Source organism: Leifsonia xyli (genome assembly GCA_001647635.1).
Lineage (GTDB): Bacteria > Actinomycetota > Actinomycetes > Actinomycetales > Microbacteriaceae > Leifsonia > Leifsonia xyli_A.
On the sequence record CP014761.1, the window covers coordinates 3,144,800 to 3,170,958 of the forward strand.

General features: G+C 71.1%; 19 protein-coding genes. 7 read left to right on the forward strand and 12 right to left on the reverse strand.

Going from position 1 to position 26,159, the window contains the following annotated elements; all coding sequences use genetic code 11:
* Positions 1 to 33: 33 nt before the first annotated feature.
* Together A0130_15435 and A0130_15440 are read left to right on the forward strand one after the other, a co-directional pair.
* Complete coding sequence (locus A0130_15435) at positions 34 to 1,623, forward strand: hypothetical protein (GenBank protein ID ANF32866.1); 1,590 nt, start codon at positions 34 to 36, stop codon at positions 1,621 to 1,623.
* A gap of 85 nt (positions 1,624 to 1,708) precedes the next feature.
* Positions 1,709 to 2,572 carry a sortase gene (locus A0130_15440; protein ANF32867.1) on the forward strand — a complete coding sequence of 288 codons (864 nt, stop codon included), beginning with the start codon at positions 1,709 to 1,711 and terminating at the stop codon, positions 2,570 to 2,572.
* Here A0130_15440 and A0130_15445 read toward each other — a convergent pair.
* The 4 genes from A0130_15445 to A0130_15460 all read right to left on the reverse strand — a co-directional run bounded on the left by A0130_15445 (position 2,520) and on the right by A0130_15460 (position 8,130).
* Positions 2,520 to 3,668 carry a mannosyltransferase gene (locus A0130_15445; protein ANF32868.1) on the reverse strand — a complete coding sequence of 383 codons (1,149 nt, stop codon included), beginning with the start codon at positions 3,666 to 3,668 and terminating at the stop codon, positions 2,520 to 2,522. The two genes, A0130_15440 and A0130_15445, sit on opposite strands and share 53 nt — an antisense overlap.
* Before the next feature lie 86 nt (positions 3,669 to 3,754).
* Entirely contained in the window at positions 3,755 to 6,151 is a 2,397-nt protein-coding gene (locus tag A0130_15450; GenBank protein ID ANF32869.1) for a hypothetical protein, read from the reverse strand.
* 141 nt (positions 6,152 to 6,292) lie between these two features.
* A complete protein-coding gene (locus A0130_15455; GenBank protein ANF32870.1) occupies positions 6,293 to 7,141 on the reverse strand; it encodes an NAD(P)-dependent oxidoreductase in 849 nt (282 codons plus the stop codon).
* Positions 7,141 to 8,130 carry a dTDP-glucose 4,6-dehydratase gene (locus A0130_15460; GenBank protein ID ANF32871.1) on the reverse strand — a complete coding sequence of 330 codons (990 nt, stop codon included), beginning with the start codon at positions 8,128 to 8,130 and terminating at the stop codon, positions 7,141 to 7,143. The genes A0130_15455 and A0130_15460 overlap by 1 nt, the downstream gene beginning before the upstream one ends.
* A 142-nt stretch (positions 8,131 to 8,272) precedes the next feature.
* On the opposite strand from A0130_15460, the gene A0130_15465 reads away from it, so the two are divergent.
* The 4 genes from A0130_15465 to A0130_15480 all read left to right on the forward strand — a co-directional run bounded on the left by A0130_15465 (position 8,273) and on the right by A0130_15480 (position 13,693).
* Positions 8,273 to 10,075, forward strand: a complete 1,803-nt coding sequence (locus A0130_15465) for a hypothetical protein (protein ANF32872.1) — start codon at positions 8,273 to 8,275, stop codon at positions 10,073 to 10,075.
* Positions 10,076 to 10,084: 9 nt separating this feature from the next.
* A complete protein-coding gene (locus A0130_15470) occupies positions 10,085 to 10,708 on the forward strand; it encodes a dTDP-4-dehydrorhamnose 3,5-epimerase (protein ANF32873.1) in 624 nt (207 codons plus the stop codon).
* Between the two features lie 2 nt (positions 10,709 to 10,710).
* Positions 10,711 to 11,574, forward strand: coding sequence for a glucose-1-phosphate thymidylyltransferase (locus A0130_15475; protein ANF32874.1), 864 nt, complete (start codon positions 10,711 to 10,713; stop codon positions 11,572 to 11,574).
* A gap of 85 nt (positions 11,575 to 11,659) precedes the next feature.
* Positions 11,660 to 13,693 carry a hypothetical protein gene (locus tag A0130_15480; GenBank protein ID ANF32875.1) on the forward strand — a complete coding sequence of 678 codons (2,034 nt, stop codon included), beginning with the start codon at positions 11,660 to 11,662 and terminating at the stop codon, positions 13,691 to 13,693.
* Positions 13,694 to 13,750: 57 nt separating this feature from the next.
* On the opposite strand, the gene A0130_15485 is transcribed toward A0130_15480, so the two are convergent.
* From A0130_15485 to A0130_15510, 6 genes are all read right to left on the reverse strand, one after another.
* Positions 13,751 to 14,563 (reverse strand): hypothetical protein, encoded by an 813-nt coding sequence (locus A0130_15485; GenBank protein ANF32876.1) that lies wholly within the window; start codon positions 14,561 to 14,563, stop codon positions 13,751 to 13,753.
* The gene (locus A0130_15490; protein ID ANF32877.1) at positions 14,545 to 15,417 is read right to left on the reverse strand and encodes an N-acetylglucosaminyl-diphospho-decaprenol L-rhamnosyltransferase; all 873 of its coding nucleotides are present in this window, start codon (positions 15,415 to 15,417) and stop codon (positions 14,545 to 14,547) included. The genes A0130_15485 and A0130_15490 overlap by 19 nt, the downstream gene beginning before the upstream one ends.
* Positions 15,414 to 16,613, reverse strand: coding sequence for an ABC transporter (locus A0130_15495; protein ID ANF32878.1), 1,200 nt, complete (start codon positions 16,611 to 16,613; stop codon positions 15,414 to 15,416). Before A0130_15495 ends, A0130_15490 begins: the two co-directional genes overlap by 4 nt.
* Positions 16,614 to 16,670: 57 nt before the next feature.
* Positions 16,671 to 17,570, reverse strand: a complete 900-nt coding sequence (locus A0130_15500; GenBank protein ID ANF32879.1) for a sugar ABC transporter — start codon at positions 17,568 to 17,570, stop codon at positions 16,671 to 16,673.
* Positions 17,571 to 17,602: 32 nt separating this feature from the next.
* On the reverse strand, positions 17,603 to 18,907 hold the full coding sequence (locus A0130_15505; protein ANF33486.1) for a glycosyl transferase family 1: 1,305 nt from the start codon (positions 18,905 to 18,907) through the stop codon (positions 17,603 to 17,605).
* A 277-nt stretch (positions 18,908 to 19,184) separates the two neighbouring features.
* Entirely contained in the window at positions 19,185 to 20,252 is a 1,068-nt protein-coding gene (locus tag A0130_15510) for an aromatic ring-opening dioxygenase LigA (GenBank protein ID ANF32880.1), read from the reverse strand.
* 89 nt (positions 20,253 to 20,341) lie between these two features.
* Between A0130_15510 and A0130_15515 the strand changes: the two genes are divergently transcribed.
* Entirely contained in the window at positions 20,342 to 23,275 is a 2,934-nt protein-coding gene (locus A0130_15515; protein ID ANF32881.1) for a hypothetical protein, read from the forward strand.
* Here the strand turns inward: A0130_15515 and A0130_15520 are convergent.
* Together A0130_15520 and A0130_15525 are read right to left on the reverse strand one after the other, a co-directional pair.
* Positions 23,206 to 24,747: a hypothetical protein gene (locus A0130_15520; protein ANF32882.1), complete on the reverse strand. Its 1,542-nt coding sequence runs from the start codon at positions 24,745 to 24,747 to the stop codon at positions 23,206 to 23,208. The genes A0130_15515 and A0130_15520 overlap by 70 nt on opposite strands.
* 2 nt (positions 24,748 to 24,749) lie before the next feature.
* Positions 24,750 to 26,117 carry a hypothetical protein gene (locus A0130_15525; protein ID ANF32883.1) on the reverse strand — a complete coding sequence of 456 codons (1,368 nt, stop codon included), beginning with the start codon at positions 26,115 to 26,117 and terminating at the stop codon, positions 24,750 to 24,752.
* Between the last annotated feature and the right edge of the window lie 42 nt (positions 26,118 to 26,159).

Consider the following 26,159-nt stretch of genomic DNA (forward strand, 5'->3'; position numbering starts at 1 on the left):
TACAGCGGCTTCGAACCAGGGAGTAACACTGCAATGACCACGAACTCGGGGCTCCGCGGGCGCACTGCGCTCGCTGTCGGAACGGCGTTGTCGCTCGGGGCACTGGGAGTGCTGACGTCGGCGACGGCCGCGTCGGCCGCCTCCATCGACCCGGCGCGCACCGGCCAGATCATCATCCACAAGTACGCCGATCCGGGGAACGGATCCCAGAACCCTTCGGGAACAGGCACGGACCCGGACACCGCCCCGATCGCGGGCGTCGTGTTCGAGTACTGCACCATCGACGGCATCGACCTCCTCGACGGCTCCGGCTCGGGGTGGGATGCCGTGAACGCCATCACCGCCGCTGACAGGCTCGCCTCCGGCGCTCACGGAGTCGACACGCTCGCCTCCCATGCGCTGACCGGCTGCGCCGAGCTGCCGGCCACCGACGCGGCCGGCCGTGCCGCGTCGGCGGCGGATCTGCCGCTCGGGGCGTACTTCGTGCGCGAGATCTCGGCGCCGGCGAACGTCGTCGCCCCAGCGGCGCCCTTCATCGTGACGCTCCCGTCACCGCAGGACCCCCACGACCTCACGGGCGGATGGGTCTACGCGGTGAACGTCTACCCCAAGAACACCATCGCGACGGGTCCGGTGAAGAACGTCGTCGGCCAGCCTGCGAACGGGTCGCTGCTGGGCGCGCCGGTGCGGTACGAGGTCACGCAGCTGGTCCCCGCGCTCGCGCCGGGTGAGGCCTACACCACGTTCTCGATGGTCGACACGCTCGACGCGAAGCTGACCCCGTCAACAGGCAAGGGAGTGACCGTCGAGGCGGGCTCCACGAGTCTCGTGGCCGACGTCGACTATCAGGCGGTCTGGGCGGGGCAGAGGCTCACGGTGACGTTCACGCCGGCTGGGCTGGCGAACCTCCGGGCAGGACAGCATGTCGTGTTCGGATTCGAAGCCGCCGCGAACGCCGTAGGCGAGATCGACAACACGGCGTTCGTGAATCTGAACGACTTCGTCCTCACCCCCGGCAGCCCGAACGGTCCGGACGGATCGCCCACCACCACCGCCACGACCAGGTGGGGCGACCTGACGGTTCGGAAGGTCAACGCCGCTGACGCCGCCGACGGCCTCGCCGGTGCGAAGTTCCGCCTCTACCGGGGCGACACCGACCATGACTGCGCGGCGGACATCGCGGGTCTCGCACAGGTCGCCGACCCGGTGAGCGGCGACCCCTACGTGGTCACGTCGGACAGCGCGGGCACCGTCGCCGTCCCCGGTCTCTGGATCGGCGACACCGAGAAGACGGTCGAGGCCGACGGCACCGTCTCCACCACGACGGTCGCGGGCCACGATGTCGATGCGCGGTGCTACGTGCTGGAGGAGATCGCCGCTCCGGCCGGATTCGTGCTCCCGAACAGCACGGGGAAGCTGACGCCGGTCCTCGTGAAGACGGGCGCCAACGGCGCGGTGCCGCTGGTGACGATCGAGAACCGGCAGCAGGGCGCGCCCGAGCTGCCGTTCACCGGATCGAACGCCCAGGTGGCGCTGACCATCGGCGGTATCGCGTTGGTCGTCGTCGCGGTCGGCGGCGTGCTCCTCGTCCGTCGCCGCAATGCGACGCGCGCGGGCGACTGATCGGCGCTCGTCGCAGGGAGGGCGGCCCGGCGCACCGGGTCGGTCCGTCCTCCCAGCGACGACGAGGCGCTGGCGGCCGAGTGTCGTGCTGATCCTCGCGGTGATCCTCGCCGTGGGCGGGGTGACCGCGCTGACCTACTCGCCGGCCGCCGGCTGGTTCTCGGGCTACAACCAGTCCCTCGCCGTCGGCGACTACATCGACGCGATCGACGGCCTGGGGCCGGCCGCAGAGCGCCAGCTGCGCGCGGCCCAGGACTACAACGACGCGCTCTCGTCCGGAGCGACGCTCGAGCCCGGCACCGCCATCGCCACCGGCGACGGCACGAGCGCGCAGCCATCCCTCGACTACGCGAAGCTGTTGCGCACGCCCAACGGGATCATGGCCCGCATCCAGATCCCTGTGATCGGTGTCGACCTGCCGATCTACCACGGGACCGACGAGAGGACGCTGCTCCGGGGCGCCGGCCACCTCCGGGGGACGTCGCTCCCCATCGGCGGCGTGAACAGCCATGCCGTCATCACGGCGCATCGGGGGTTGGCCGAGAGCACGATGTTCACCGACCTGGACAGAGTCTCGGTGGGCGACCGGTTCATCATGACGACCTTCGGTCGCGTCCTCGCCTATGAGGTCACGGCCACGCGGGTGGTCGAGCCCACGGACACCGCCGCGCTCCGTCAGGAGGCGGGGAGGGACCTCGTCACGCTGGTGACGTGCACACCACTTGGGATCAACACGCACCGCATCCTCGTCACCGGAGAGCGGATCATCCCCACACCGACCGGCGACCTCGACAGAGCGAGGGAGCCTCCCGCGGCCCTGGGCTTCCCCTGGTGGGCTGTGCTGTACCTCGCGGCGCTCGTGGTCATCGCGCTCGCCGCCTGGTGGGGAGGCCGGGTCAGAGGTCCGCGTGGAGCTGCCACACGCGCTCGGCGGAGTCGCGCCAGCTGAACGCGCGGGCGCGGTCGGCGGCGAGCACGCTCAACCGGGAGCGCAGCTCGTCGTCGGTCAGCACGCGTCCGATGGCCTCGGCGAGGAGCTCCGAGTATGCGGCGTCGTCCTCTGTGCTCGCCGGCCGCTCGACCACCAGGCTCGAACCGGCTGCGACCTCCACGAGGGCCGGGTCGTCCGAGTGGATGACCGGGAGGCCGAACTTGAACGCCTCCACGATCGGCAGGCCGAAGCCCTCCGCCAGGCTCGGAAAGACGAACAGCGTCGCGCGGTCGAGTGCGACGGCGAGATCCGCGTCCTCCAGGCGGCCGAGTGCGCGGACGCGGTCCTCCGGCAGACCCGCCGCCGCGGCCACGCCGGTGGCCGAGCGCTCGCCGACGCGGTCAGGCCCGGCGATCAGCAGAGGAAGACCCTCCGCCTCGGGACGGGCCATCGCCCGGATGAGCGGAGCGAGACCCTTACGCGGCTCGACGGAGCCCAGCGTGAAGGCGTACCGCTCCGGCAGCCCCAGCCGCTCGGCGCGCTCGTCGGCGTCGGCCGGGACGCGGAGGGCGGTGGCCGGTGCCCCGCCGATCACGCGGATGCGGTCGCCGAAGTCGAGCACGTCGGCCAGGCGGTCGGCGACGGCGTGGGTGGGGACGACGATGGCGTCGGCGTGCTTGCGGGCGCGCTTGGCCATCGCCTTCGTCCACAGCGTCGTCGGCGTGCCGAGGGCGTCAGGATGGGTCCACGCGAGCGTGTCGTGGATGGTGACGGCGACCTGCTCGGGCGCATCCAGCTGGCTGTGGCGCCGCAGCGGCGCGAGCAGTGTGGGGGCGTGCAGAATGCCGGGAGGGCCGCCGACGGCGAGGCCGGACTGCCACGCGAGCGACAGCTCGCGGCGGGCGAGGGGGAGTCGGGTCACCGCCGCGACGCCGGGAAGACGAGTGCGAACCTCCTCCAGCTGCTGGTCCGAGACGGCGGAGACGATCGCCTCCACGTCGCAGTTCCGCGGAGCAGTGAGGATGAGCTGGCGAGTCAGCTCCTCGGTGTAGCGGCGCGCCCCCTGGGGTGCGTCGACGACGAGGTCGTCGACGATCACTCTGAGGGTCGTCATGCCCGCTCCTGTCTCCCGTCCGGATGTCGGATCCTATGAAACCATGCTCCGGCCCGGAAGTCGCTGGGCGCGCACGACGGCGCGGGTCAGCAGGCGGTGAGAGAGTTCAGCGAGGTGGCCAGGACGGCGGTGCCTCCGAGCAGGAACACGCGCTGCGCGTTCTGGGCGCCGAGGTCCGAGAGCACCGAGCGCGGGACGCAGCCGCCGTTCGTGGTGAACAGCGGGGCGCCCTTGGCCCCGGCCAGCGCCGATCCGGACAGGGCGTCCGGGAACCCGAGACCGCTGGCGAGGTAGGCGGTGGTGTACGTCGCGAACGACGCGCGTCCGACCTGCTCCGCCGTCTCGAACCGGTCGCTGCCCGACAGCCGGGTGACCGTCGCGCCGTTCGCGCCGAGGCCGCTGACGACTCCCGGACTGACGACGTTGACGCCGCCGACGACCTTGATAGCGGTGGTGTTCTTCAGGAAGGCGGTGGTGAACGAATCCACGGACGGGGCGCTGCCGTTGACCAGCAGGACGGGAGCGCCGGCCGCGCCCGCGGCGGCACCGGCGGCCAGGGCGTCCGGGAAGTTCATAGCGGTGGCGACGAACACGGTCGGGATGGAGGCGCCGAACGCCGTCGTTGCGATCTGGCGGGAGGTCTCGAAACGGTCCGAGCCGGCGATGCGCGTCACCGTGGCGCCTAGCTGCTTCCCGACGTCGACGAGCGCCGACTCGATGGCGGGCGAAACGGCGTTGACGCCTCCGACGACGCGGATCGTCTTCGGGTGCAGCGACAGGATCTCGTCCCGCACCGCGTCCGAGAGCGTGTAGGCGACGAGCAGCAGGGGACCGCCCTCCTTCGCCGCCGCCGGCGCGGCGCTCAGCGCATCCGGGTAGTTGAGGCCGTTGGCGACCCAGACTGTGTTCGCCGTCGTCGGATACGCCTCCTGGGCGATCTTCACGCTCGTGTCGAAGCGGTCCGTGCCCGCGATCCGCTGTGTCGGGATCGCGTCGATCGAGAGCGGGCCGCCGACGGCCGGGCCGACCGAGCGCGTGCCGTAGGCCGCACGCACGGTGAAGCTGGTGTCGCCGTTGGGCGCGCCCACGAGCGACACGGACCACGCGCCGTTCACGATCGTCGCCACCCGTGCCGTGCTCTCCGACGCGAGCTGGAGGCGGACGGTGGAACCGGAGACGGCGCCGGTGGCGGTGCCCGAGATCGTGGCGCCCTGCGTCACGTGGTTGCTCGCCGGCAGCGAGGTGACAGCGACGGTGGCTGTGACGGACACCGCGGGCTCCCACCTCCCGGAGTAGCGCGACATGACGCTGGAGCGCCCGGCCGAGGAGACGAGCGGGTAGAACGCGGTGAAGTAACCCTGCTGGTCGCACGCGATGTCCGGGCCCGCGGAGACGAGGCCGATGGCCGTGCCGCCGGTCATGGCCGCACCGCCGCTGTCGCCGTGGTCGGCGCAGGTGGTCGCGATGATCGAGTTCACCGAGTGCACGCCGTTCTCGTCCTCGACCGACACGCTCGCGTCGGTCTCCTCGATCGTGCCGCAGGTCCATCCGGTCGTCGAGCCGCTCTTGCACAGCGGCGCGCCGGCGACGGCAGCACCCACGCCGGTCACGGTGCTGGGAGCGGTGCCCAGCGGGGTGCCCGTGCCGTTCGTCCCCCAGGTCAGCACCGACGACTGCGGGGTGTGACCGCCGGTCAGCGCGATGAGCGAGGAGTCGGCGTCGTTGCCGAACTGATTGGCGCCGCTGACCCAGGGACCGAGCGGGGCGCCGACCGTACCGTCCGAACCGGTGTACTTCTGCGGCCCGGTCATGCTGAGCTCCGAGGTCGTGGAGCCCGGCTCGACGCAGTGACCGGCCGAGAGGAGCTGCGGCGCCCCGCTCGCGACGGCGTAGCCGGGGAAGCCGGCCGAGCACCGCCAGGCACCGGATGCGTTCTTGATCAGGTAGGGCTGCCCGCCGTACACCTCGCCCGCCAGGGGCCGCAGTGCGACCTTCGGCAGCGGGCGGTGGGGCGCGGCCCCGACGACGGCCGTCGCCCCCGCCTCCCGGGCCAGGGACGCCGTCTGAGCGTCCGACGCGTAGACGGTCACAGCGGTGCCGTCGAGGCGCGCGCTGACGGTCGCGCCGGTCCGGTCCTTCAGCGCGCCGACGAGCGCGTCCGCATCCTGAGCCGCGGCCGCCTGCGCCAGGTATTGCGCCGGGTCGATGTGGAGGTCGCGGCGGACCGCCTGGGCGACGCCCGGCTGGAGCTTCTCGGCGGCGGAGCGGAAGGCGTCTGCGGACCGCGGGTGCAGCCGGGGGAGTGCGGGAGGCGTGGCGTTCGTGTCCGGCGCGTCTGAGTGCGGCCCGCCCGTGCCCGGCGCGGCGGCCGTCGCGACGACGGCGGAGCGTGCCGGCGTGGCGCTCTGCGCGGAGGCCGGAGCCGGGGCCAGCAGCGCGAGGCCGGCCGCGGCCGCCACGGCGAGGACAAGTGCTCGGTTCACGAAAAGGCATCCCTCGTCGAAGGCGAGGGCGAATCGGGCACTTCGATCCCCGCGCTGATGGTGTCGCAGCAAACCTAGACGGCCGGGGAAATCGCCCGCAAATCCCCCGACCGGGGTTCGTGTCCGGAAGGAACGCCCGGGTCAGTCGAAGAGACCGGCGGCGGTCGCCGCCTCGAGGGCCTCCTGCCAGGGCCGCATGGGCTGCAGCCCGGCGCGCGTCCACGCGTCGTGCCCCAGTACGGAGTAGGACGGGCGCGGGGCCGGGCGGACGAAGGAGGAGCTGTCCGTCGGCTTCACGCGCTCCGGATCGAGCCCGGCCGCGGCGAAGACCGCGCGCGCGAAGCCGTACCAGGAAGTCTGGCCGGAATTCGTCCCGTGGTACACGCCGGCCGGCGCGTCGCTGTCGACGAGCGCGACGATCTGCGCCGCTAGATCGCCGGTCCACGTCGGCTGCCCGACCTGGTCGTCGACGACGCTGACGGTCTCGTGGCTGCCCGCGAGCTTCACCATCGTCTTGGCGAAGTTCGGGCCGCCGGCGCCGTACAGCCAGGCCGTGCGGACGACGTACGCGCCGTCCGGGTGCGCCGCGAGCGCGAGCTCCTCGCCGGCCGCCTTGGTGCGGCCGTAGGCGTTCAGCGGGTCGCGCGGGGTGTCCTCGGCGTACGGCTCGGTCGCCTCGCCGTCGAACACGTAGTCGGTGGAGACCGTGACGAACCGTGCGCCGTTCCGTGCTGCGGCGAACGCGAGGTTCTCGGTGCCGAGCGCGTTGATGGCGTAGGCGTCGTCCTCGTGGGTCTCCGCGTCGTCAACCTTCGTGTAGGCGGAGGCGTTGATCACGACGTCGTGGCCGGCGACGGCGGCGAGCACCGCATCCCGGTCGGTCACGTCGAGCTCGGCGCGCGACAGGGCGGTCACCTCACGGCCCGCCAGCGCCTTCTGGAGGTCCTGGCCGAGCATCCCGGCTGCGCCGGCGATGAGGTAGCGCGTCATCAGTTGTCGAGCGCCGCGCGGGCCTTCAGCGGCTCCCACCAGGCGCGGTTGTCGCGGTACCACTGCACCACGTCGGCGAGGCCCTGCTGGAACGGCACCAGCGGCTCGTAGCCGAGCTCCGACTGGATCTTGGAGATGTCGACCGAGTAGCGCAGGTCGTGGCCGAGACGGTCGGCGACGCGGTCGACGTACGACCAGTCCTTGCCGGTGGCGTCGAGCAGCAGCTGGGTGAGCTCCTTGTTGGTGAGTTCGGTGCCGCCGCCGATGTTGTAGATCTCGCCGGCGCGGCCGTTCACCAGCACCATCGCGATGCCGCGGGTGTGGTCGTCGACGTGCAGCCAGTCGCGGATGTTGTTGCCCTCGCCGTAGAGCGGCACGTGCTTGTCGTCGATGAGGTTCGTCACGAACAGCGGGATGACCTTCTCGGGGAAGTGGTATGGCCCGTAGTTGTTCGAGCAGCGCGTGATCGAGAGGTTGAGGCCGTGGGTGCGGAAGTAGCTGCGCGCGAGGAGGTCGCTGCCGGCCTTCGAGGCGGAGTACGGCGAGTTCGGCTCCAGCGGGCGGTCCTCCGCCCACGAGCCCTCGGCGATCGAGCCGTAGACCTCGTCGGTGGAGACGTGGACGAAGCGCTTCAGGTTGTTGCGCAGCGCTGCGTCGAGCAGCTGCTGGGTGCCGAGGACGTTGGTCTCGACGAAGATGGAGGCGTCGCGCACCGAGCGGTCGACGTGCGACTCGGCGGCGAAGTGCACCACCGCGTCCACGGTCGGGAAGAGCTCGTCGAGCAGGCCGCCGTCGCGGATGTCGCCCTTGACGAAGGTGTAACGCGGCGAGTCGGCCACGGGCGCCAGGTTGGCGAGGTTGCCCGAGTAGGTCAGCGCGTCGAGGACGACGACCTCGGCGCCCTCGAGGCCCGGGTACGCGTCCTGCAGGGTGCGGCGGACGAAGTTCGAGCCGATGAAACCGGCGCCGCCGGTGACGAGAATCTTCATGGGGATGGATGACCTGCCTCACGGAGTTGGATTACCGGGCGAGTCTACCGGGTAGGGCATGGAAGCTCTTGCAGAGGGCCGAGGCGGGACCGCTAGGCTGCCGATCATGGTCTCTGGGGGGAAGCGCGCGAGGGCGCGCGCGATGGTCACTGCTCTGTTGTCGCTCGCGGTCGCGGTGGGGGTGATGACGGCGTCGCCCGCGGTGGCGCAGGAAGTCTCTCCCGGTGCGCCGCCGACCGCGCAGCAGCAGAACCGGTACGTGGTCGAGGGCCTCTCGAGCGGCGTCTCGCCGCTGGGCGCCGCAGACGCCGACCTGTCGAAGTTCGTCGACGGCGACCTGGTCAGCGACGCCGTGTTCTTCAACGGCACGGCCTGGTCGGCCTCCACGATCCAATCGCTTCTGAACACCAAGGGCGCGAGCTGCCCGGCCGGCAGCAATCCGGCGTGCCTCAAGAGCGCGACGTTCACGACGCCGAGCAAGGCGGCGGGTGCCGCGTGCCCGGCCGGATACACGGGAGGAAGCGGACAGACGGCCGCGCAGATCTTCGCGGGTGTCGGCGCGGCCTGCGGCATCAATCCGGCGGTGCTGGTCGCTCTGGTCCAGAAGGAGCAGGGCCTCATCTCCACGTCTGCGCCCACCCAGTGGATGTACGACCACGCGACCGGATGGAACTGCCCGGACGTCGGGGCGGACCCGCAGTGCGACGACACGCCCACCTCGACCGGCTTCTTCAACCAGGTGTACGGCGCGGCGTGGCAGTTCAAGCAGTACGGGGCCGACCCGTACTTCGCGAACCGGTTCCCGGTCGGAAAGGTCAGCGCGATCGGCTACAACCTCGACGCGAGCTGCGGGACGAAGCAGGTCGCCGTGCAGAACGAGGCGACCCGGGCGCTGTATATCTACACCCCGTACACGCCGAACGCCGCCTCCCTCGCGAGCTACCCCGGCGAGGGCGACGACTGCTCCGCGTACGGCATCCGCAACTTCTGGATGCTGTTCAACGCCTGGTACGGCTCCTCGACCGCGGGCTCGGTGCCGGCGGTGTACCGCATCGCCGGTGGAGACCGGTTCGAGACGGCGGCCGCCATCTCGCAGGCCGCCTACCCGAGCCCGGGGACGGGTGTGGACGCGGTCTACATCGCCAACGGCCTGAACTTCCCCGACGCGCTGGCGGCGGCGCCCGCGGCGACGCAGGCCGGCGGCCCGCTCCTGCTCGTCCAGACGACGGCCGTCCCGCAGGTGATCATGACCGAACTGCAGCGGCTCAAGCCGAAGCACATCTACGTCGCCGGCGGGGTCAACGTCATCACCGACGCCGTCCTCGGCCAGCTGGCGACCGTGCAGCCCGCGATCACCCGCCTCGGCGGCTACGACCGCTTCAACACCTCGGTCGTCATCGCGCAGCAGGCCTTCGGCACCTCGTCGAGCTCCGCGTACATCGCGTCGGGGCTGGGCTTCGCCGACGCGCTCTCCGCGGGAGGCGCCGCGGGCGCGAAGCACGAGCCGGTCATCCTGGTCAACGGCGCGCTCGGCGCGGTCGATGCGGGCACCCTGCAGGGCCTGCGCGACCTGCACATCACGAACGTGACCATCGTCGGCGGCACGACGATCGTCTCCAGCGGATTCCAGTCGAGCCTGGCGAGCAACGGGATCACTGTCACCCGCCTCCAGGGCTCCGACCGCTTCGAGACCAGCATCGCGGTCAACGCGCAGGCGTTCCCCGGCGCGACCACGACCTCCTACTACGCGTCGGGTACCTCGTTCCCGGACGCGCTCGCCGGAGCCGCCTGGGCCGGCAAGGCCGGAGGTCCGCTGCTGGTCTCCCCGTCCGGCTGCGTCTATCCCGGCGCCGCGGAGCTCGGGTTGCGTTCGACCGCCATCGGCCTCCTCGGCGGCGCCAACGCCCTGGGGGCCCAGGTGGGGGCCTTCTCGGTCTGCCAGTAGACTCTCGGAGTGCAGATCCGCGAATTGACGATCCCCGACTCGTACGAGATCACCCCGAAGCAGCACGCCGACGACCGCGGCGTGTTCCTGGAGTGGTACCGGTTCGACCGGCTGGAGGAGGCCGTCGGCCACCGCCTCGACCTGCGGCAGGCCAACACCTCCGTGTCCCGGCGCGGGTCCGTGCGCGGCATCCACTTCGCCGACATCCCGCCGAGCCAGGCCAAGTACGTGACCGCCACGCGCGGCGCCGTGCTCGACTACGTGATCGACATCCGCGTCGGCTCGCCGACGTACGGCCAGTGGGACTCGGTGCTGCTCGACGACACCGACCGTCGCGCCATCTACATCGCCGAGGGGCTGGGCCACTGCTTCGTCGCGCTGACCGACGACGCCACCGTGAGCTACCTCGTCACCGATGTCTACAACCCGGGACGCGAGCACGGCATCAACCCGCTCGACCCGGACATCGCGCTGCGTTTCCCGGAGGAGGCAGGCGAGCCGCTGCTGTCCCCGAAGGACACCGACGCGCCGTCGCTCGCGGAGGCCGCCGCGGCCGGCCTGCTCCCCACCTGGGACGCGGCCCGCGCGTACTACGCGTCGCTCGACGCATCCACCGACAAGGGAGGCAACTGACGATGCGCGGCATCATCCTCGCCGGCGGATCCGGCACCCGGCTGTGGCCGATCACCAAGGGCATCTCGAAGCAGCTGATGCCCATCTACGACAAGCCGATGATCTACTACCCGCTGTCGACGCTGATGATGGCGGGCATCGACGAGATCCTCATCATCACCACCCCCGAGTACAACGACCAGTTCCGTGCCCTGCTCGGCGACGGCTCGCACCTCGGCATCCGCATCGAGTACGCGGTGCAGGAGTCGCCGGACGGCCTCGCGCAGGCGTTCATCATCGGCGAGGAGTTCATCGGCGACGAGTCGGTCGCCCTCGTCCTCGGCGACAACATCTTCCACGGCACCGGACTCGGCTCGTCGCTCCGCAACCACAGCAGCATCGACGGCGCCCTGATCTTCGCCTACCAGGTCAGCAACCCCACCGCGTACGGCGTTGTCGAGTTCGACGACGACTTCAAGGCCATCTCCATCGAGGAGAAGCCGGCGAAGCCGAAGTCCAAGTACGCCGTCCCCGGCCTGTACTTCTACGACAACCGCGTGGTCGAGATCGCGAAGACCATCGAGCCCAGCGCGCGCGGCGAGCTGGAGATCTCGACGGTCAACGAGCGGTACCTCGAGGCCGGCGACCTGCAGGTCCAGGTGCTCGACCGCGGTACCGCGTGGCTCGACACCGGGACGTTCGAGTCGATGATGCAGGCGTCCGAGTACGTGCGCGTCATCGAGGACCGGCAGGGCTTCAAGGTCGGCTGCATCGAGGAGATCGCCTGGCGCGCCGGGTGGATCGACGACGCGCAGCTCGAGGCACTGGCCGGGCCGCTCGTGAAGAGCGGCTACGGCAGCTACCTCATGCGTCTGCTGAGCGAGTAGCGCGCTCTCCGTGCGTCGCGCCCGGGGTGGAGCACGACCCCGGGCTAGGCTGGCCCGCGTGACGCCGACTCGCCACCCCTTCCGCATGCTCGCCGCCGTGCTCTCGGTGATAGCGGTCGTGCTCGTCGGCGCCCTCGCCACGACGCCCCAGCGTGCCGAGGCGGCGAACGCGACGGACTTCCAGCCCGGCTACATCATCAGCGACTCCAACTTCTACAACGGGAGCGCGGTCGACGCCGGCAACATCCAGGCGTGGCTCAACGTGCAGGTGCCGAAGTGCGACTCCGGCTACACCTGTCTGAAGGACTACCGCGAGTCGACCTACTCCCGGCCCGCGGACGCGATGTGCGCCGCCTACTCCGGGGTGGCGAACGAGACGGCCGCGACGATCATCGCCCGGGTCGGCGCCGCCTGCGGCATCAGCCAGAAGGTCATCCTCGTCCTGCTCCAGAAGGAGCAGAGCCTGGTCACCGACACGTCGCCGACGGCCGGTCAGTACCAGAAGGCGACCGGCTTCGCGTGCCCCGACACCGGCGGCTGCGACGCGACCACCCTCGGCTTCTACAACCAGGTCTACAAGGCCGCGTGGCAGTTCAAGCGCTACAGCAACCCGCCGGGGACGTCGCCCTACTTCACCTGGGTGCCGGTCGGCCAGGTGAGCGCGATCCGCTACAGCCCGAACGCCGCCTGCGGTTCGTCCAACGTGCTGGTGCGCAACCAGGCGACCGCCGCCCTCTACTACTACACGCCGTACCAGCCCAACGCCGCGGCGCTCGCCAGCCTCTACGGGACCGGCGACGGATGCTCGGCCTACGGCAACCGCAACTTCTGGCGGCTCTACGCCGACTGGTTCGGTTCCCCCACGTCCGGCGCGCGGCCCACCGGGAACTTCGAGGCGGGGACGCTCGGCGCGACCACCTTCTCGGTCTCGGGATGGACGTTCGACCCGTCGCTCAGCACCGTGCCGCTCAACGTGCAGATCACGTGGAACACCCCGTCCGGCGTGAGCTCGCAGACCGCCGTGGCCAATCTCAGCCGACCGGATGTCGGCAACGCCTACCCGATGGCCGGACCGGCGCACGGCTTCGCCGCCAGCGTCCCGCGCACGACGGACGGGCAGTACTCGGCGTGCCTCGTCGCGATCGCGGCGCCCGGCAACCCGGCCGGCAACAGCGACCTCGGCTGCCGCACGGTGCTCTACTCCAGTACGATCGGCGGCAGCCCCACCAGCAGCAGGATCTCGGGCTCCGACCGGTTCGACACGTCGGTGGCCGTCTCGAAGGCCGCCTACCCGGCGGGTAACGTCCCCGTGGTCTACATCGCCTCGGGCATGAACTTCGCGGATGCGCTCTCCGCCGGCCCGGCGGCCGCCGCCCAGAAGGGGCCGCTGCTGCTCTCGACCGGTGCGGACGTCACGGACAGCGTGCTGGCCGAGGTGAAGCGCCTCGCGCCCGCCAAGATCGTCGTCGTGGGCGGGGTGAACGCGGTGTCCGCCGCAGCGGTGGCGAAGCTCGCGGCCCTGCAGCCGAACCTGCAGCGCATCGCCGGCTCTGACCGCTTCGAGACCTCGCGTCTGCTCGCCCAATACGCCTTCCCCGGGGTGAAGGGCGCCTACTTCGCCTCCGGCCTCAACTTCCCGGACGCGCTCTCCGCGGCGTCGGCGGCGGGGGCCGGCGGTCAGCCCGTCGTGCTCGTGACCGGATTCGGCACCACCGATTCCGGGACCAGCGGATACGCGGCCTCGGCGAAGCTCACCTCCGCCACGGTCGTGGGCGGCACGACGGCCATCTCCCCGGCGCTGGACACGTCCATCCGGGCCACGGGCGCCACCGTGACGCGGATCGGCGGCTACGACCGCTTCGACACCAGCCACCTGGTCAACTCGCAGAAGTTCCCGACCGCGTCGACGGTGTACGTCGCGTCGGGGGTCGACTTCCCGGATGCGCTGGCAGGCTCGGCCGTGGCGGGTGCCCAGAAGGCGCCGCTGTTCGTCGCCCGGTCCTACTGCCTGCCGCGGTCGATCGGGAACGACCTGGTCACGATGAAGACCACCAAGGTCGTGATCATCGGCGGCACGACCGCGCTCGCGGCCGACGTCGCGTCGTTCCGGCCCTGCTGACGCCCGCCCCGCCGACGCCCCCGCCACACTGACGCCCGCCTGGGCGGACGCCGCGGGTCAGCGGCTGTCGTCGAGCCGGAGGTAGCGGTAGAACTCCGCCTTGCGCTCGGCGAGCGTGTGGTGCTGGTTCGTCTCGTCGAGCACGAACTCCAGCGGGGTGTCGACCTTGCGCAGCACCCAGCCGCGCTTGCGGGCGTAGCCGCACATCCAGATGTCCTCGAGGAAGGCGAAGTAGCGCGGCAGCTCGGTGAAGAAGGACAGATCGGCGACGATGTCGAGGTCGCAGGCGCAGCCGCCGGTGCCCACGTAGCTGACGCGGTCACCGGGCTGGGCGGGGGTGCGGGCCCAGTACTCGCCCTCCATGGTCCACGCCCAGTACCCGGCTATCGTCCTGGGGCCCGCGGCGTCCAGCAGGTCGGTGATGAACGCATCGCTGACGTCCTGGTCGTCGTCGAGCATGACGAAGGTGCCGCGCTGGCCCGCGACCCACAGCTGGCGGGCGGCGAAGAAGCGGCCGAGACCGCCGACGTTGACCGGGCTGGAGAAGAGGGAGACGGAGGCGAGCGCGCCGTGCGGGCGGTACGCGGCGATCCGCTCGCGGTAGTACGCGTCGTCGGACGGGTTGTTGTTCCACAGCAGCAGCCGGACGCGGGTGCCCTGTTGCGCGTCGAGCTGCGTGAGCACCGCGTCGATGCGCTCGCGCCGGTTCCACAGGCACATGATGACCGCGACGCCGTCCGGGTCGCCCGAGCGCTTCAGTTCGCGCATCCGGAACCGGCCGGCGCGGTACAGCCGCATCGCCGCTCGCCAGCGCACCGCGGAGACGGCGCGACGGGCGAAGGAGGCGGCACTCACCGCGACACCCACCACAGGCGCCCCCAGAGGCCCAGCCGCACCGCGAGACGCAGCGGCGCGAAGTACCACGAGGAGTACTTGCGCGAGAGATAGCGGTAGGCGCTGTCGTGGTGCGCTTTCTCCATCCGCTTGCGCTCGCGGGAGGTGGAGTGCGCGCCGGTGTGGGTCACGACGGCCTCCGGCACGTAGACGTTGCGCCAGCCGGCCTTGCCGAGCCGGTCGCCGAGGTCCACATCCTCGAAGTACATGAAGTAGGCGGGGTCGAAGCCGCCGAGCTCGCGGTAGGCGTCGCCGCGGATGAGGAGGCACGCGCCGGACAGCCAGCCGGCGTCGCGACGCGTCTCGGTCTCGCGCTCGGCGCGGTAGCGGACGGTCCAGGGATTGGACGGCCAGAGCCGGCCGAACAGCGCGTGCGCCACGCCCGTGCGGAGCGACGGGAGCCGGCGGGCGGAGGGATAGACGGTGCCGTCGGCGTCCAGGATCTTGGGGCCCAGCGAACCCGCCGAGGGGAGCTGCTGCCCGGCGGCGACGAGCGCGTCCACGGCACCGGGGGAGAAGATCACGTCGGGATTGGCCACCAGCACATAGTCCGGCTCGACGAGCGCCGCATCGACCGCGCCACGCACCCCGCCGCCGTAGCCCTCGTTCTCGGGGAGCTCGACGAAGCGGTACCCCGCGGCCGTGACCGCAGCCTCCACCTCGGCCGCCTCGGCGGAGGCGTTGTCCGCCACCACGACCTCGTCGATCCGGCCGGCCGTCGCCAGCGACGACAGGAACGGCTCGATGGTGTCGGCGGAGTTGTACGTGACCGTCACCGCAAGCACGCGCGGGGCGACGCTCGCGGCGTCGCCGGTCGGGCCGCCGGTCACGCCGTCGGCTCGACGACCTCGGGGACGGCGTGGACCATCCCGACCGCGAGCGGGTAGTACGGCACATCGAACGAGCAGGCCTGCGGCATGTCCGAGAGGTGGCGGCCCGCACGGTCCATCAGCGACGCGTTCACGAAGTACTTGCCGGCGCCGAAGCGGGCGTCCCGCAGCACGAACGCGACGGTGCGGCGCTCCTTGAGGCGGGACACGTCGGCGCCGATCCGCGCGGTCGTGGTGCCGTAGACGGGCTGACCGAGGGTGTTGTCGATCTGGATGGCGGCCATCCAGTCGTCGATGCCCTCCTCGTGCTCGACGGTGACCTCGATGCGCAGATCGTCGCCCGGCTGGACCGGTTCGCCCGGCTCCCGGCCGTCGGCCCAGGCGCGTGCCTCGACGACCCGGCCGTGCTCGACCGTCGGCTCGCCGTGCTTGGACGCGTGCACCGCGGCCTCGGCCTCGGCTTCGAGCACGCGGCGCCCCTCGAGGATGTTGCGGAACTCGGTGACCGCCCCGCCCGGCTCGCCGTCGTAGACGACCTCGCCCTTGTTGAGCAGGATCGCGCGGTCGGCGAGCTCGGTGACCTGGCTGAGATTGTGGGTCACCAGGATGATCGTGCGGCCCTCCTGCTGGAACGACCGGATCTTGTCGAGGCACTTGCGCTGGAACGCCTCGTCGCCGACCGCGAGCACCTCGTCCACCAGGAGCAGGTCGGGGTCGGTGTGCACGGCGACAGCGAAGGCCAGCCGCACGTACATGCCGGAGGAGTAGAACTTCACCTGGGTGTCGATGAAGTCGCCGATGCCCGAGAAGCTCAGGATCTCGTCGAAGCGCTCCTCGGTCTCCTCGCGGCTGAGGCCCAGGATCGAGGCGTTCAGGTAGACGTTCTCGCGTCCGGTGAGGTCGGGGTGGAAGCCCGCGCCGAGCTCCAGCAGCGCGGCGATGCGACCGCGGCGTGCGACGCTGCCGCTCGTCGGGTCGATGATGCCGCCGATGACCTTGAGCAGCGTGCTCTTGCCGGAGCCGTTGTGGCCGATCAGCGCGACCGTGTGGCCCGCCTGAATGGTGAGGGACACATCCCGGAGCGCCCAGAACTCCTCGCGGTGCTCGCGGCCGCGGCCGAAGGCGACCAGCCGCTCCTTGAGCGAGTTGTCCTTGCGGATGACGAACCGCTTGGAGACGTCGGCGACCCGGACGATCTCGGGGTCTCGCCCTCGGCCTCGTCCGAGGCGACTGCTGTCGTGTCTGTCGTCATGTCACACCACCTGTGCGAAGTTGCCCTGCAGGCGCGCGAACACCCGCTGGAAGCCGAACAGGAGGACGAGGCCGACCAGGAAGGCGATGCCCATGCGGAGCAGCAGCTGGTCCGGGTAGACCGCCGTGCCCTGGCCGCCCACCCACATGGCCTTCTGGAATCCGAGCACCGCGAGCGTCACCGGGTTGTCCGTGTAGATGTCGAGCAGGATGCCGGGGCCCAGGGCCTTCGCGACCATCTCCCAGGAGTACACGATGGGGGAGGCCCAGAGCAGGAGCAGCAGTACGACCTCCACAAGGTACTGGACGTCTCGCAGGTACACGTTCACGGCAGCCAGCAGGAGGCCGAAGGCCGTGCCGTACAGCAGGAGCAGGAGCACGGACGGGATGAGATACCAGGTCTCCGCGTGAAGCGGCGGCTTGCCGATGGCGATCGTCGCGACCAGGAGGATCGCGAACTGGATGAGGAAGTTGAAGCCGGCCGAACCGACGCTGGCGAGCGGGAAGATCTCGCGCGGCAGGTAGATCTTCTTGATCAGCCCGGCGTTGCCGACGATCGACGCGGTCGTGCCGCCGATGATCTCGCTGAACAGGCCGTACGCGGTCAGACCGGTGAAGACGTAGATCGCGAAGTCGGCGATGCCGTGCTCCGCGCCCAGGATCTTGCCGATGACGATCGCGTAGATCAGCAGCTGGGTCAGCGGGCGGACCAGCGTCCACACGAAGCCGAGGACGCTGTCCTTGTAACGCGACTTGAGGTCGCGGCGGACGAGGAGCGAGAGGAGCTCGCGGTGGCGGAGGATGTCCCGCACCGCGGCCCAGGAGCCGCTGGATTTGTCGTCGCCGCTGACCGTCACCATCCGCTCGTTAGAGAGCGCACGATATCGATCCAGTGCAGTCATTCAGTCGTCAATCTCTTCGGGCATTCGATGGATTATAGCTTGCGGCGCTTGGCGGAGACCCACTGGGAGGCCGCCCGCAGCGGTCGGGTGAGCCGCCAGGACGAGCTGCTCTCGAGCCCGCGGATGCGCTTGCGCAGGTCGTTCGTGACCCGTGTGCGCTCGGACACGATGCCCGCGACCCGGTCCGGCGCGGGCGTCGGGTCGGCGCAGTAGGCGACAAGCGGTCGGAGCGTGTGCTCCCAGGTGTGCTCCCGGGCGTACGCGGTGATGTTCGCCGCGATGCGCTCGCGCTCCTCGCCGTCGTACAGCAGCTCCTCGATGGCGGCGGCCAGGGCCTCCACGTCCTCCGACGGCACCACGCGTCCGAGCTCGTTGTCGCGGATGATCGGGGCGAACGTGTCCCCGTCGGTGCTGATGATCGGGAGCGACGCCCACAGGTAGTCGAGGATGCGTGTCCGGAAGCTGAACGCGGTCTCGAGGTGCTCGTAGTGCGTGCTGACGCCGAGGTCGGCGTCGAGCAGGTAGTCGGCGCGGTCGGCGTACGGCACCCAGGACTCGTTGAAGAACACGGCTTCGCCGGTGAGCCCGAGGGCGTCGGCGCGCTCCCGTGCCTGCACGGCCATCCGCATCGTGGGGATGTTGGGGTTGGGATGCGCGGCGCCGAGGAAGAAGAGCCGCAGGTCGGGGTGCGCGCGACGGGCGAGGGCGACCGCCTCGATCAGGGTGAGCGGATCGAACCAGTTGTAGATGCCGCCGCCCCAGACGATCACCTTGTCGTCCGGTCCGATGCCGGGGACCGTTCCTTTGATGCCGTGCCGCTTCTGTACGGGCGGTTCGTTCTGCACGCCGAACGGGGCGATGTCGAGCAGCGAGCGGAGGCTGGGGTCGCGGTCGTAGGTGGCCGGGTTGATGCGGGCGAGGCCGGCGAGCTGGCCGAGCCAGAAGTCGCGTTGCTTCTCGGACGCGCAGACCAGGAAGTCGGCGCGCTCGAGCTGGTCGTTCAGCACCTCGACGGTGTCGATGGCGACCGCGAGGCGCTCCTCGGGCGAGAAGTCCTTGCCCTGCTCCAGCTGCTCCAGGTGCATGGGGTCGTAGATGTCGGCGACGATCATGGTGTCGGTCGCCTTGATCCACGGGTGGCTGCGCAGGATGTGGCCCTGGAAGACGAGCACCTCGGCCCAGTCCACATGGGCGCGCAGGCTCGCGTCGTCGGCGAAGGCGACGTGGAAGCGGTCGTCCGAGATGTCGGCGACCCGATTGGTCGAGATGAGGCGCACGTCCCCGACCGCGCTGAGCGCCTTGGCGATCTCCCACGCCCGGATCGCGGGGCCGGCCATGAGCTCGCCGAGCGTGTCCGGGGTCACGACGAGGATGCGCCGCCGCGGCGCCGTGGTCGTGGTCGCGTCCGTGCCCGCGCTCGGATCGGTGGTCGGCATGGTGCTCCTTCTCGCGTCGTCTGGTGGGCCACCCTCCTGCGGTCCGGGCTTGACCGAAGGGAGGCGACACCGCAGGGAGGCCTCTCGCCCGCGTACGGGTAAGCGCCGAGCACGAAAGCCGCTCGGCAGGTTACCACCCTCAGTCCCGAAGACGGTGTGAGACGGTCTGTGCGGACTCTCAGCGGCGGCGCGGGAGCAGTCGCGCCGCGCGGTCGGTCAGGCGGACGATGCGGCGGTTGCGAAGCGCGCCGAGCTGCTCGTGGAGCGCCCGGTTCTCCTCGCGGGCCGCGTGCAGCTCCGCCTCGGCGCGGGAGCGGTCGTCGCGCTCCCGGGCGAGCCGGGCGTCCAGGTCGGCGAGGGCGAGGCCGATCGCGCGGTCCACCGGCTCGGTGACGCCGTCGACCGGACGGTCGGGAACGGGGGAGGGGACGCGCTCGGCGATGCGCGTGTCGAGCACGTACTCGCCGGTCGCGACGCCCGCGGCCAGCTCCTCCTCATCGGGGTGACGGCAGAGGTAGAGGGGATAGAGGACGCCGGCGAGCAGGCGCCGGTAGTCCCGCATCCCGTGGTGGTTGGGGCTCGGCGTGAGGTCGGAGTTCTCATAGGCGCTGCCGGCGTTCCGCACCTTGCGGCTGTACTGCTCCCACGAGCGCCACGGGAAGTGCAGCACCTCGACCTCGAAGCCCGCGGGAACCGGCCCGTTGTTCGGAAGGCTCACGAAGTGGTTGCCCTGCACGACCTCGATGGCCGGGTCGCCGATGTGCACGGCGTCGTGCGTGGCGTGCGCCTTCAGCCCGACGCGGTGGAGCGCCTCGGTCGAGCGGAGGTCGCGATAGGCGAGTCGCTGCAGCCCGGTCCCGGCCAGCGCGGCCGGGCCGATCATGTCGTGCACCGGCACGTCGAAGGCCTGGATGCTCGTCGGGATGCCCGAGAACGCGTCCTTGAGGGTGAGACCTTCCGCCCGCGGCAGCCAGAACTCGTCGGCGTCGGCGTTGATCACCCAGTCGGCGCCGTGCTCGGTGGCCGCTTCGCGCGCCATCCGGGTCACGGTGACCGCCTGCTGCTTGCGGTGCTCGGGGTCGTGGTGGAGCACGATGCGGCCGTCGGCGGCGTACTCCTCGAGCAATTCGGTGGTGCCGTCCGCCGACCCGTTATCGGTGACGATGAGCGTGTCGACGCCCTGGGCCAGGTGGTGGTCGATCATCGCACCGACGATGTCGGCCTCGTCGCGCACCATCAGGGTCATCGCTAGTCTCACGGCGCCTCCTCTCCGCCCAGTCTAGGCGGGCGGGATCCGGGCTCCTCCCGGCTAGACTTGCCCGGATGAACCCATGGATGAGCCACGCACAGCGCGCGCTCGGCCGGCTGTTCCCCCCGCAGTCCGGTCCAGGGAGGGTGCTTCGCGCCGGCAAGGACGCCGCCCGCACCTTCCGTTCCGAGCTGAGCCACGAGGTGCCGGAGGCGGAGCCGGTCGACCGCGGCTCCGGCCTCACCGACTACGCCGAGTGGCGGGCGCAGCAGCCGCCGCTCGAACCGCTGCCTGCCGGGCAGGCGACCACGTTCCTCGTCATCGTCGAGACATCGGGGTCCGGCGACGACGACGAGGCGGCCCGCGTCGCCACGACCGAGGCGAGCATCGCGGCGCAGGTCGCGCTGGAGCCCCGGTCGATGGTGCTGCGCACCGGGACGCCGCTCCGCGAGGTGCTGCCCGACGTCCGGGAGGACTTCGTGCTGTTCCTGAAGTCGGGCTCCGTGCTCGACCCGCACGCGCTGGAGCAGGTGGCGAAGGAGCACCGCGTCGACCCGGTGCGCCGGGTGATCGCCTTCGACTCCGACCGGCTGACCGCCGACGGCGAGCGGGTGTCCCCGCTGTTCGGGCCGGTCTGGTCGCCCGAGATCATGCTCGGCGTCAACTACTTCGGCCGTGCGTTCGCCATCCGGGTGAAGGATGCGCGGAGCGCGAGCGGGGTCACGCTCGACGATCACGGCATCTGGCGGCTGCTGCTGCGTTCGGAGCTGACCGAGTCCTCCGTCGGGCGCGTCCCGCATGTCCTGCTGTCGGTCCCGGTGGAGCCGCCCGCGCCGGCGACGCCGGAGGACGCGGCGATGGTCGCGCGCGCCCTGAACGACCGCGGCGAGACGGCGACCGCGGAGGTGGACTCCGGCATCGTCCGGGTGCGCTTCGAGCCCACCGACTGGCCCACCGTGTCCATCGTCATCCCGACGCGGCATTCGCGCGCGAACCTGGAGCGCCTGCTGCCCAGCCTCGCGACGACCGACTACCCGGAGTTCGACGTCACGGTGGTCGACAACGGCGGCGAGACCGAGGAGAACGAGGCCTGGTACGCCGGGCTCGACACGGGTCTCCCGCTCCGTCACGTCTGGTGGACCGAGGAGCCGTTCAACTACTCCCGCGTCAACGACGTGACCGCGCGCTCCACCTCCGGCGAGGTGCTCGTCTTCCTCAACGACGACACCGAGATCGTCGACGCGGGCTGGCTGCGCGAGCTGGTCGGGATGCTGCACCGCGAGGGCGTCGGCACGGTCGGCTTCCAGCTCCGCACCGGCGACGGCCTGGTGCAGCACGGCGGCGTCATGCTCGGCCCGGGCGGGTTCGCGGCCAACCTGTTCGCCGGGATGCGGCCGGAGGAGGACTCGCTGATCGGCCCCGTGCGCTGGTACCGCGACACGCTCGCGGTCACGGCGGCGTGCGTCGGCATCCGCCGGGAGCTGTTCGAGGAGGTCGGCGGCTTCGACGAGCGCTTCCAGCTCACCGGGAGCGACGTCGTGCTCGGGCTCGACCAGATCATCCGCGGGCGCCGCAACGTCGTCATCCCCTTCGACGCCGTACGTCACTTCGAGTCGCTGACGCGCGGCGCGCACGCCCCGCGCGCCGACTCCTTCGCCAGCTACTGGCGCTACCAGCCGTGGCTCGCCGCGGGCGACCCCTACATCTCGCCGAACGTCTGCCGCCTGGTCGAGGTGCCGCGCTTCGCGTCGGTCGACGACCCGCCCCCGTTGAAGCTCACCATGGCCGGCCTCGGCCGCCCGTGGAAGTCGGACGCGCAGCAGTCCACCATCTCCGAGGACGCGACCGCGCTGCTCCCGCTGGCGACCATCACCGCGGAGGAGGTGGACCGCGTCGTCGAGACGCACGCCGCGACCGTGGGGCGTCGCGAGGTGCGCACCATCAACTGGCTGCTCCCCGGCTTCGACCTCCCGTTCTTCGGCGGGGTCAACACGACGCTGCGGATGGCCGACAAGCTCGCGCGCGAGCACGGGGTGCTCAACCGGTTCCTGGTCAACGGGCACCCGGCGAACGAGTTCTACGAGTCGGCCATCGTCGCGGCGTTCCCGGGGCTCGCCGGCTCTGAGGTGGGCAACTACTACGGCACCGACGAGGGTCTCGCGGCCGTGCCTCCCGCGGACGCCGCCATCGCGACCTTCTGGCTCACGGCCCGGGATGTGGCCAAGCTGTCGGGGACGCCTCGCAAGTTCTACCTCATCCAGGACTACGAGCCGTCGTTCTACCCGGCGAGCACGATGTTCGCGATGACCGAGCAGACCTACCGGCTCGGGCTCTACGGCATCTGCAACACGCGCAGCATGCACGACATCTACGCCGGCGGCTACGGCGGAACGGCGACCTACTTCGAGCCGGCGGTCGACCGTGCCATCTTCCACGCCGAGGGCCGCGCAGAGCCGGAGCCCGGCGAGCCCGTGACGATCTTCGCCTACGCGCGCGACCACTTCCGCAACTGCTGGGAGCTCGTGTACGCGGCCCTCAGCGAGATCAAGCGGCGCCACGGGGACAGGGTGCGGATCGTCGCCGCCGGGGCCAAGTACCTCCCGCCGAGCGCCGACTTCATCGACCTCGGGCTGCTCGACTACCGCGCGACCGGACGCCTCTACCGCGAGACGGACATCGGCATCACGCTGCAGATCTCACGCCACCCGTCGTACCTGCCGCTGGAGCTGATGGCGAGCGGCGTGGCGATGGTGGTGCCGGACTCGCCGTGGTTCCGCTGGCTGTTCGAGCCGGGCGTCAACGCGCGCACGTCGATGATGACCTACGAGGAGGTCGTGGCCGCGCTCGACGAGCTGGTCCGGGATGCGGAGACCCGCAAGCGCATCGCCGTAGCGGGTAAGGCGACCATCGACGACCGGCACTCCGACTGGGATGCGGCGCTCGACGGGCTCTACGACTTCCTGTCCGACCCGGAGGGCAACGCGGTCCCGACGGCCGCTCCGCCCTGGGTCGCGCCCTGAACGGGACAGGGCAGGGCGAGTCGCGGTAGCGCGCGCCACGCGGAGACGACCGCGTAGGCGAGCGCGGCCACGACGACGAGCGTGAGCACGATCGTGCCGGCGGGCGGCTGCCACTGCGGATCGAGCAGGAACTGCGGCCACGAGCCGTTCGTCACCGCGTAGCGGCGCAGCGTGAACGCGAACGCGGCGAACTGTCCCACCGCGACCAGCACCAGCAGAGTGCGGACGACCGCCGTCGAGCCGCGCCCCGGGCGGAACCCGGCCGCGTCGAGGGCGAGGCCGCCGGCGATGGCGGCGAGGAGCAGCACGGCCAGCACGTAGCGGCCCTGCCAGACGTCGCCGACCTGCCGCCACAGCGCGACCTGGGTGACGACCGGCACCACGACGAGAGCCACGGTGAATCCGAGGGCCACCCATCGCTCGCGGCCGCGGCCGAGCACGAGCGGCAGCACGAGCACCGCGAGGAAGAGCGCTGTCCACAGGGTCTGGACGCCCTCGGGCGCCGGCACGTCCACGGTGCCGAACAGACCGGTCAGCTGCCGCGCGTAGACGAACGTGTTCTCGAGCATGTTCTGCGCGACCGTGAACAGGCTCCCCGGGACCGGCTCGGCCAGCGCCTGCACCGCATTCGCGGGCCGGGTGAACCAGATCAGCTGGCCGAGGCAGACCACGACGATGGCGCCCAGCACGACCCACGTCGAGACCCGCTGGACCAGCGCGCGCCAGTCGTCCCGACGGAGCAGTGCGATGACTCCGAGGCCGGCGAAGACGACCCACAGCATCCCGAGACTGCGTCCGCCCGTCACGAGCGCGGTGGAGACGACGGCGGTCGCGGCGGCGAACCCGAAGGCCCAGCCGGAGGGACGGACGCGGGCCAGGACGAGCAGCGCGGCGAACAGGCCCCCCGCCGCCGCCATCTCGATCGCGTTCGGATTGATCGCGCCGCCCAGGAAGGCGACCTCCGGAGTGATGGCGGCGATCGGCAGTAGCAGGCCCCAGCGCACGCCCGGCATCCGCCGCAGGAGGACGGCCGTCGCGGCGAACACGGCCGCGACGAGCGCGGCCGACAGCATCCGCATCCCGAAGATGGCGGCCGTCCCCGACAGCACCAGCGAGGGGAGCCCGACGATCAGGTAGTAGACCGGGGAGTTGGTCTGCGCGGTCGAGATGCTGTCGCGCAGCTCGGCCCCGTAGGGCGACGTGCCGACGCACGCCGGCGTCTTGTCCGGCCGTCCGGCGAAGCAGGCGCCGGCGCCGGGGATGAAGAGGTAGCCGGGCGCTTCGAAGTGCTTGCCGTCTCCGACGATCTGACCGCGCACCGCCGCCGTCGCCCGCACGGTGTGCGAGGCCTCGTCCGGCACGGCGTAGATCGGGGTCGCGAGCGACCAGGCGGCCATCAGTGCGAAGAGCACCGCGAACACCGAGACGAAGAGGCGGCCCGGGAAGCGGGGATCGGTCGTCGCCGCGTCCATCGTCATCCCTGCGGAAGGAACAGGCTGGCCAGGAACGTCACGGCGCCGACGCCGAGCAGGATCCAGCGCGGCACGGGGCGCCGTGCCGGCACGAGCAGGGCGGCGCAGGCGAGGAACAGCGGGACCAGCGAGATGCCGTAGCGGGCGGGCGGCGGGTCGGGATAGGTGCCCAGGGTCACGTAGGTCACCGCCGAGAGCAGCGGAGCCGAGATGACCGCGGCGGCGAAGGTGGCGAGCGCGATCGCGTTGCGCTTGCGGCCCCAGCGCGCCACGATCAGCAGGCCGATCACGCCCGCGACGGCGATCCAGGAGACGGCGTAGTTGACGATGAGGCCCGGACCCTTGAGGAAGGTGGTGATGTCGCCGACGCCCTTGGTGGCGCCGTCGATGAACAGGCCCGACTGAAGGATGATCGAGGTGATCCCGAGCGGACGCACCTTGCCCATGTCGGGGGCGGGGCCCACGGCCGTGGCGGTGGAGTACGCGAGCCAGGCGACCTGCGCGACGACGGCCGCGACCACGGCCACGATGGAGGTGATCGTGCGGCTGTCGCGGAGCAGCGCGCCGACCCAGCTCCAGCGCGACGTGCGCTCGCGGTAGGCGGCGACGCCTGCGCGCAGCACCACGAAGAGCACGGCGGCGGCGACGGCTGCGAGGTTCTGCACCTTGAGCAGCGTCACGAAGACGGCCCCGGCGACGAACAGGATGCGTCCCCGGCGTTCCAGGACGAACGTCGCGAGGTAGAGCATCAGCCCACCGGCGAAGAGCGCCGTGGCGTCCGTGCTGATGTACGTGTTGGACCAGTACGCGGGCAGCGAGCCGATCATCAGCAGGCCGACGGCCGTCGCCGCGACCGGGTGCACGCGCAGCCGGCGCAGCGCCAGGTACAGCAGCAGGGCGGCGGCGGCGAGCCAGATGGCGCCGACGAAGCGCCCGGCGTCCACCAGGCCGACACCCGCCCACACCAGCGGCTCGGCGAGCACGCGGGTGATCGCGAAGTAGAGAGGAGTGTAGATGTACGCGGAGGTGGCGCCGTGGAACGGGAAGAGCTCCTTGTTCTCGGCGTTCTTCAGCTCGCACCGCGCGTCCGGCGCCGGCTGCAGCAGCCTGAGACCGCGACAGCCGAGCTCCTGACGGGCGAAGGTGCCGGTCTGCTCACCGCGATGGACCGTGCCCTGCGTGGCGACCTTGGCGAAGTAGTCGATGTAGACGTACTCGTCGACCGGCGAGACGCCCTTGTGACCGGGCACCTGGACGATCCCGACCAGCAGGGCGGCGAGCACCAGCAGCACCGGCCCGATCGACGCCCGCGAGAACACGCGCTCCCGGAAGCCCCGGCGTCGCGGCGTCGTGGCGGTGTCGGTGCTCATGCGGTGGCGGCCTCATATCCGATCGCGGTCCGGGCGGGGGTC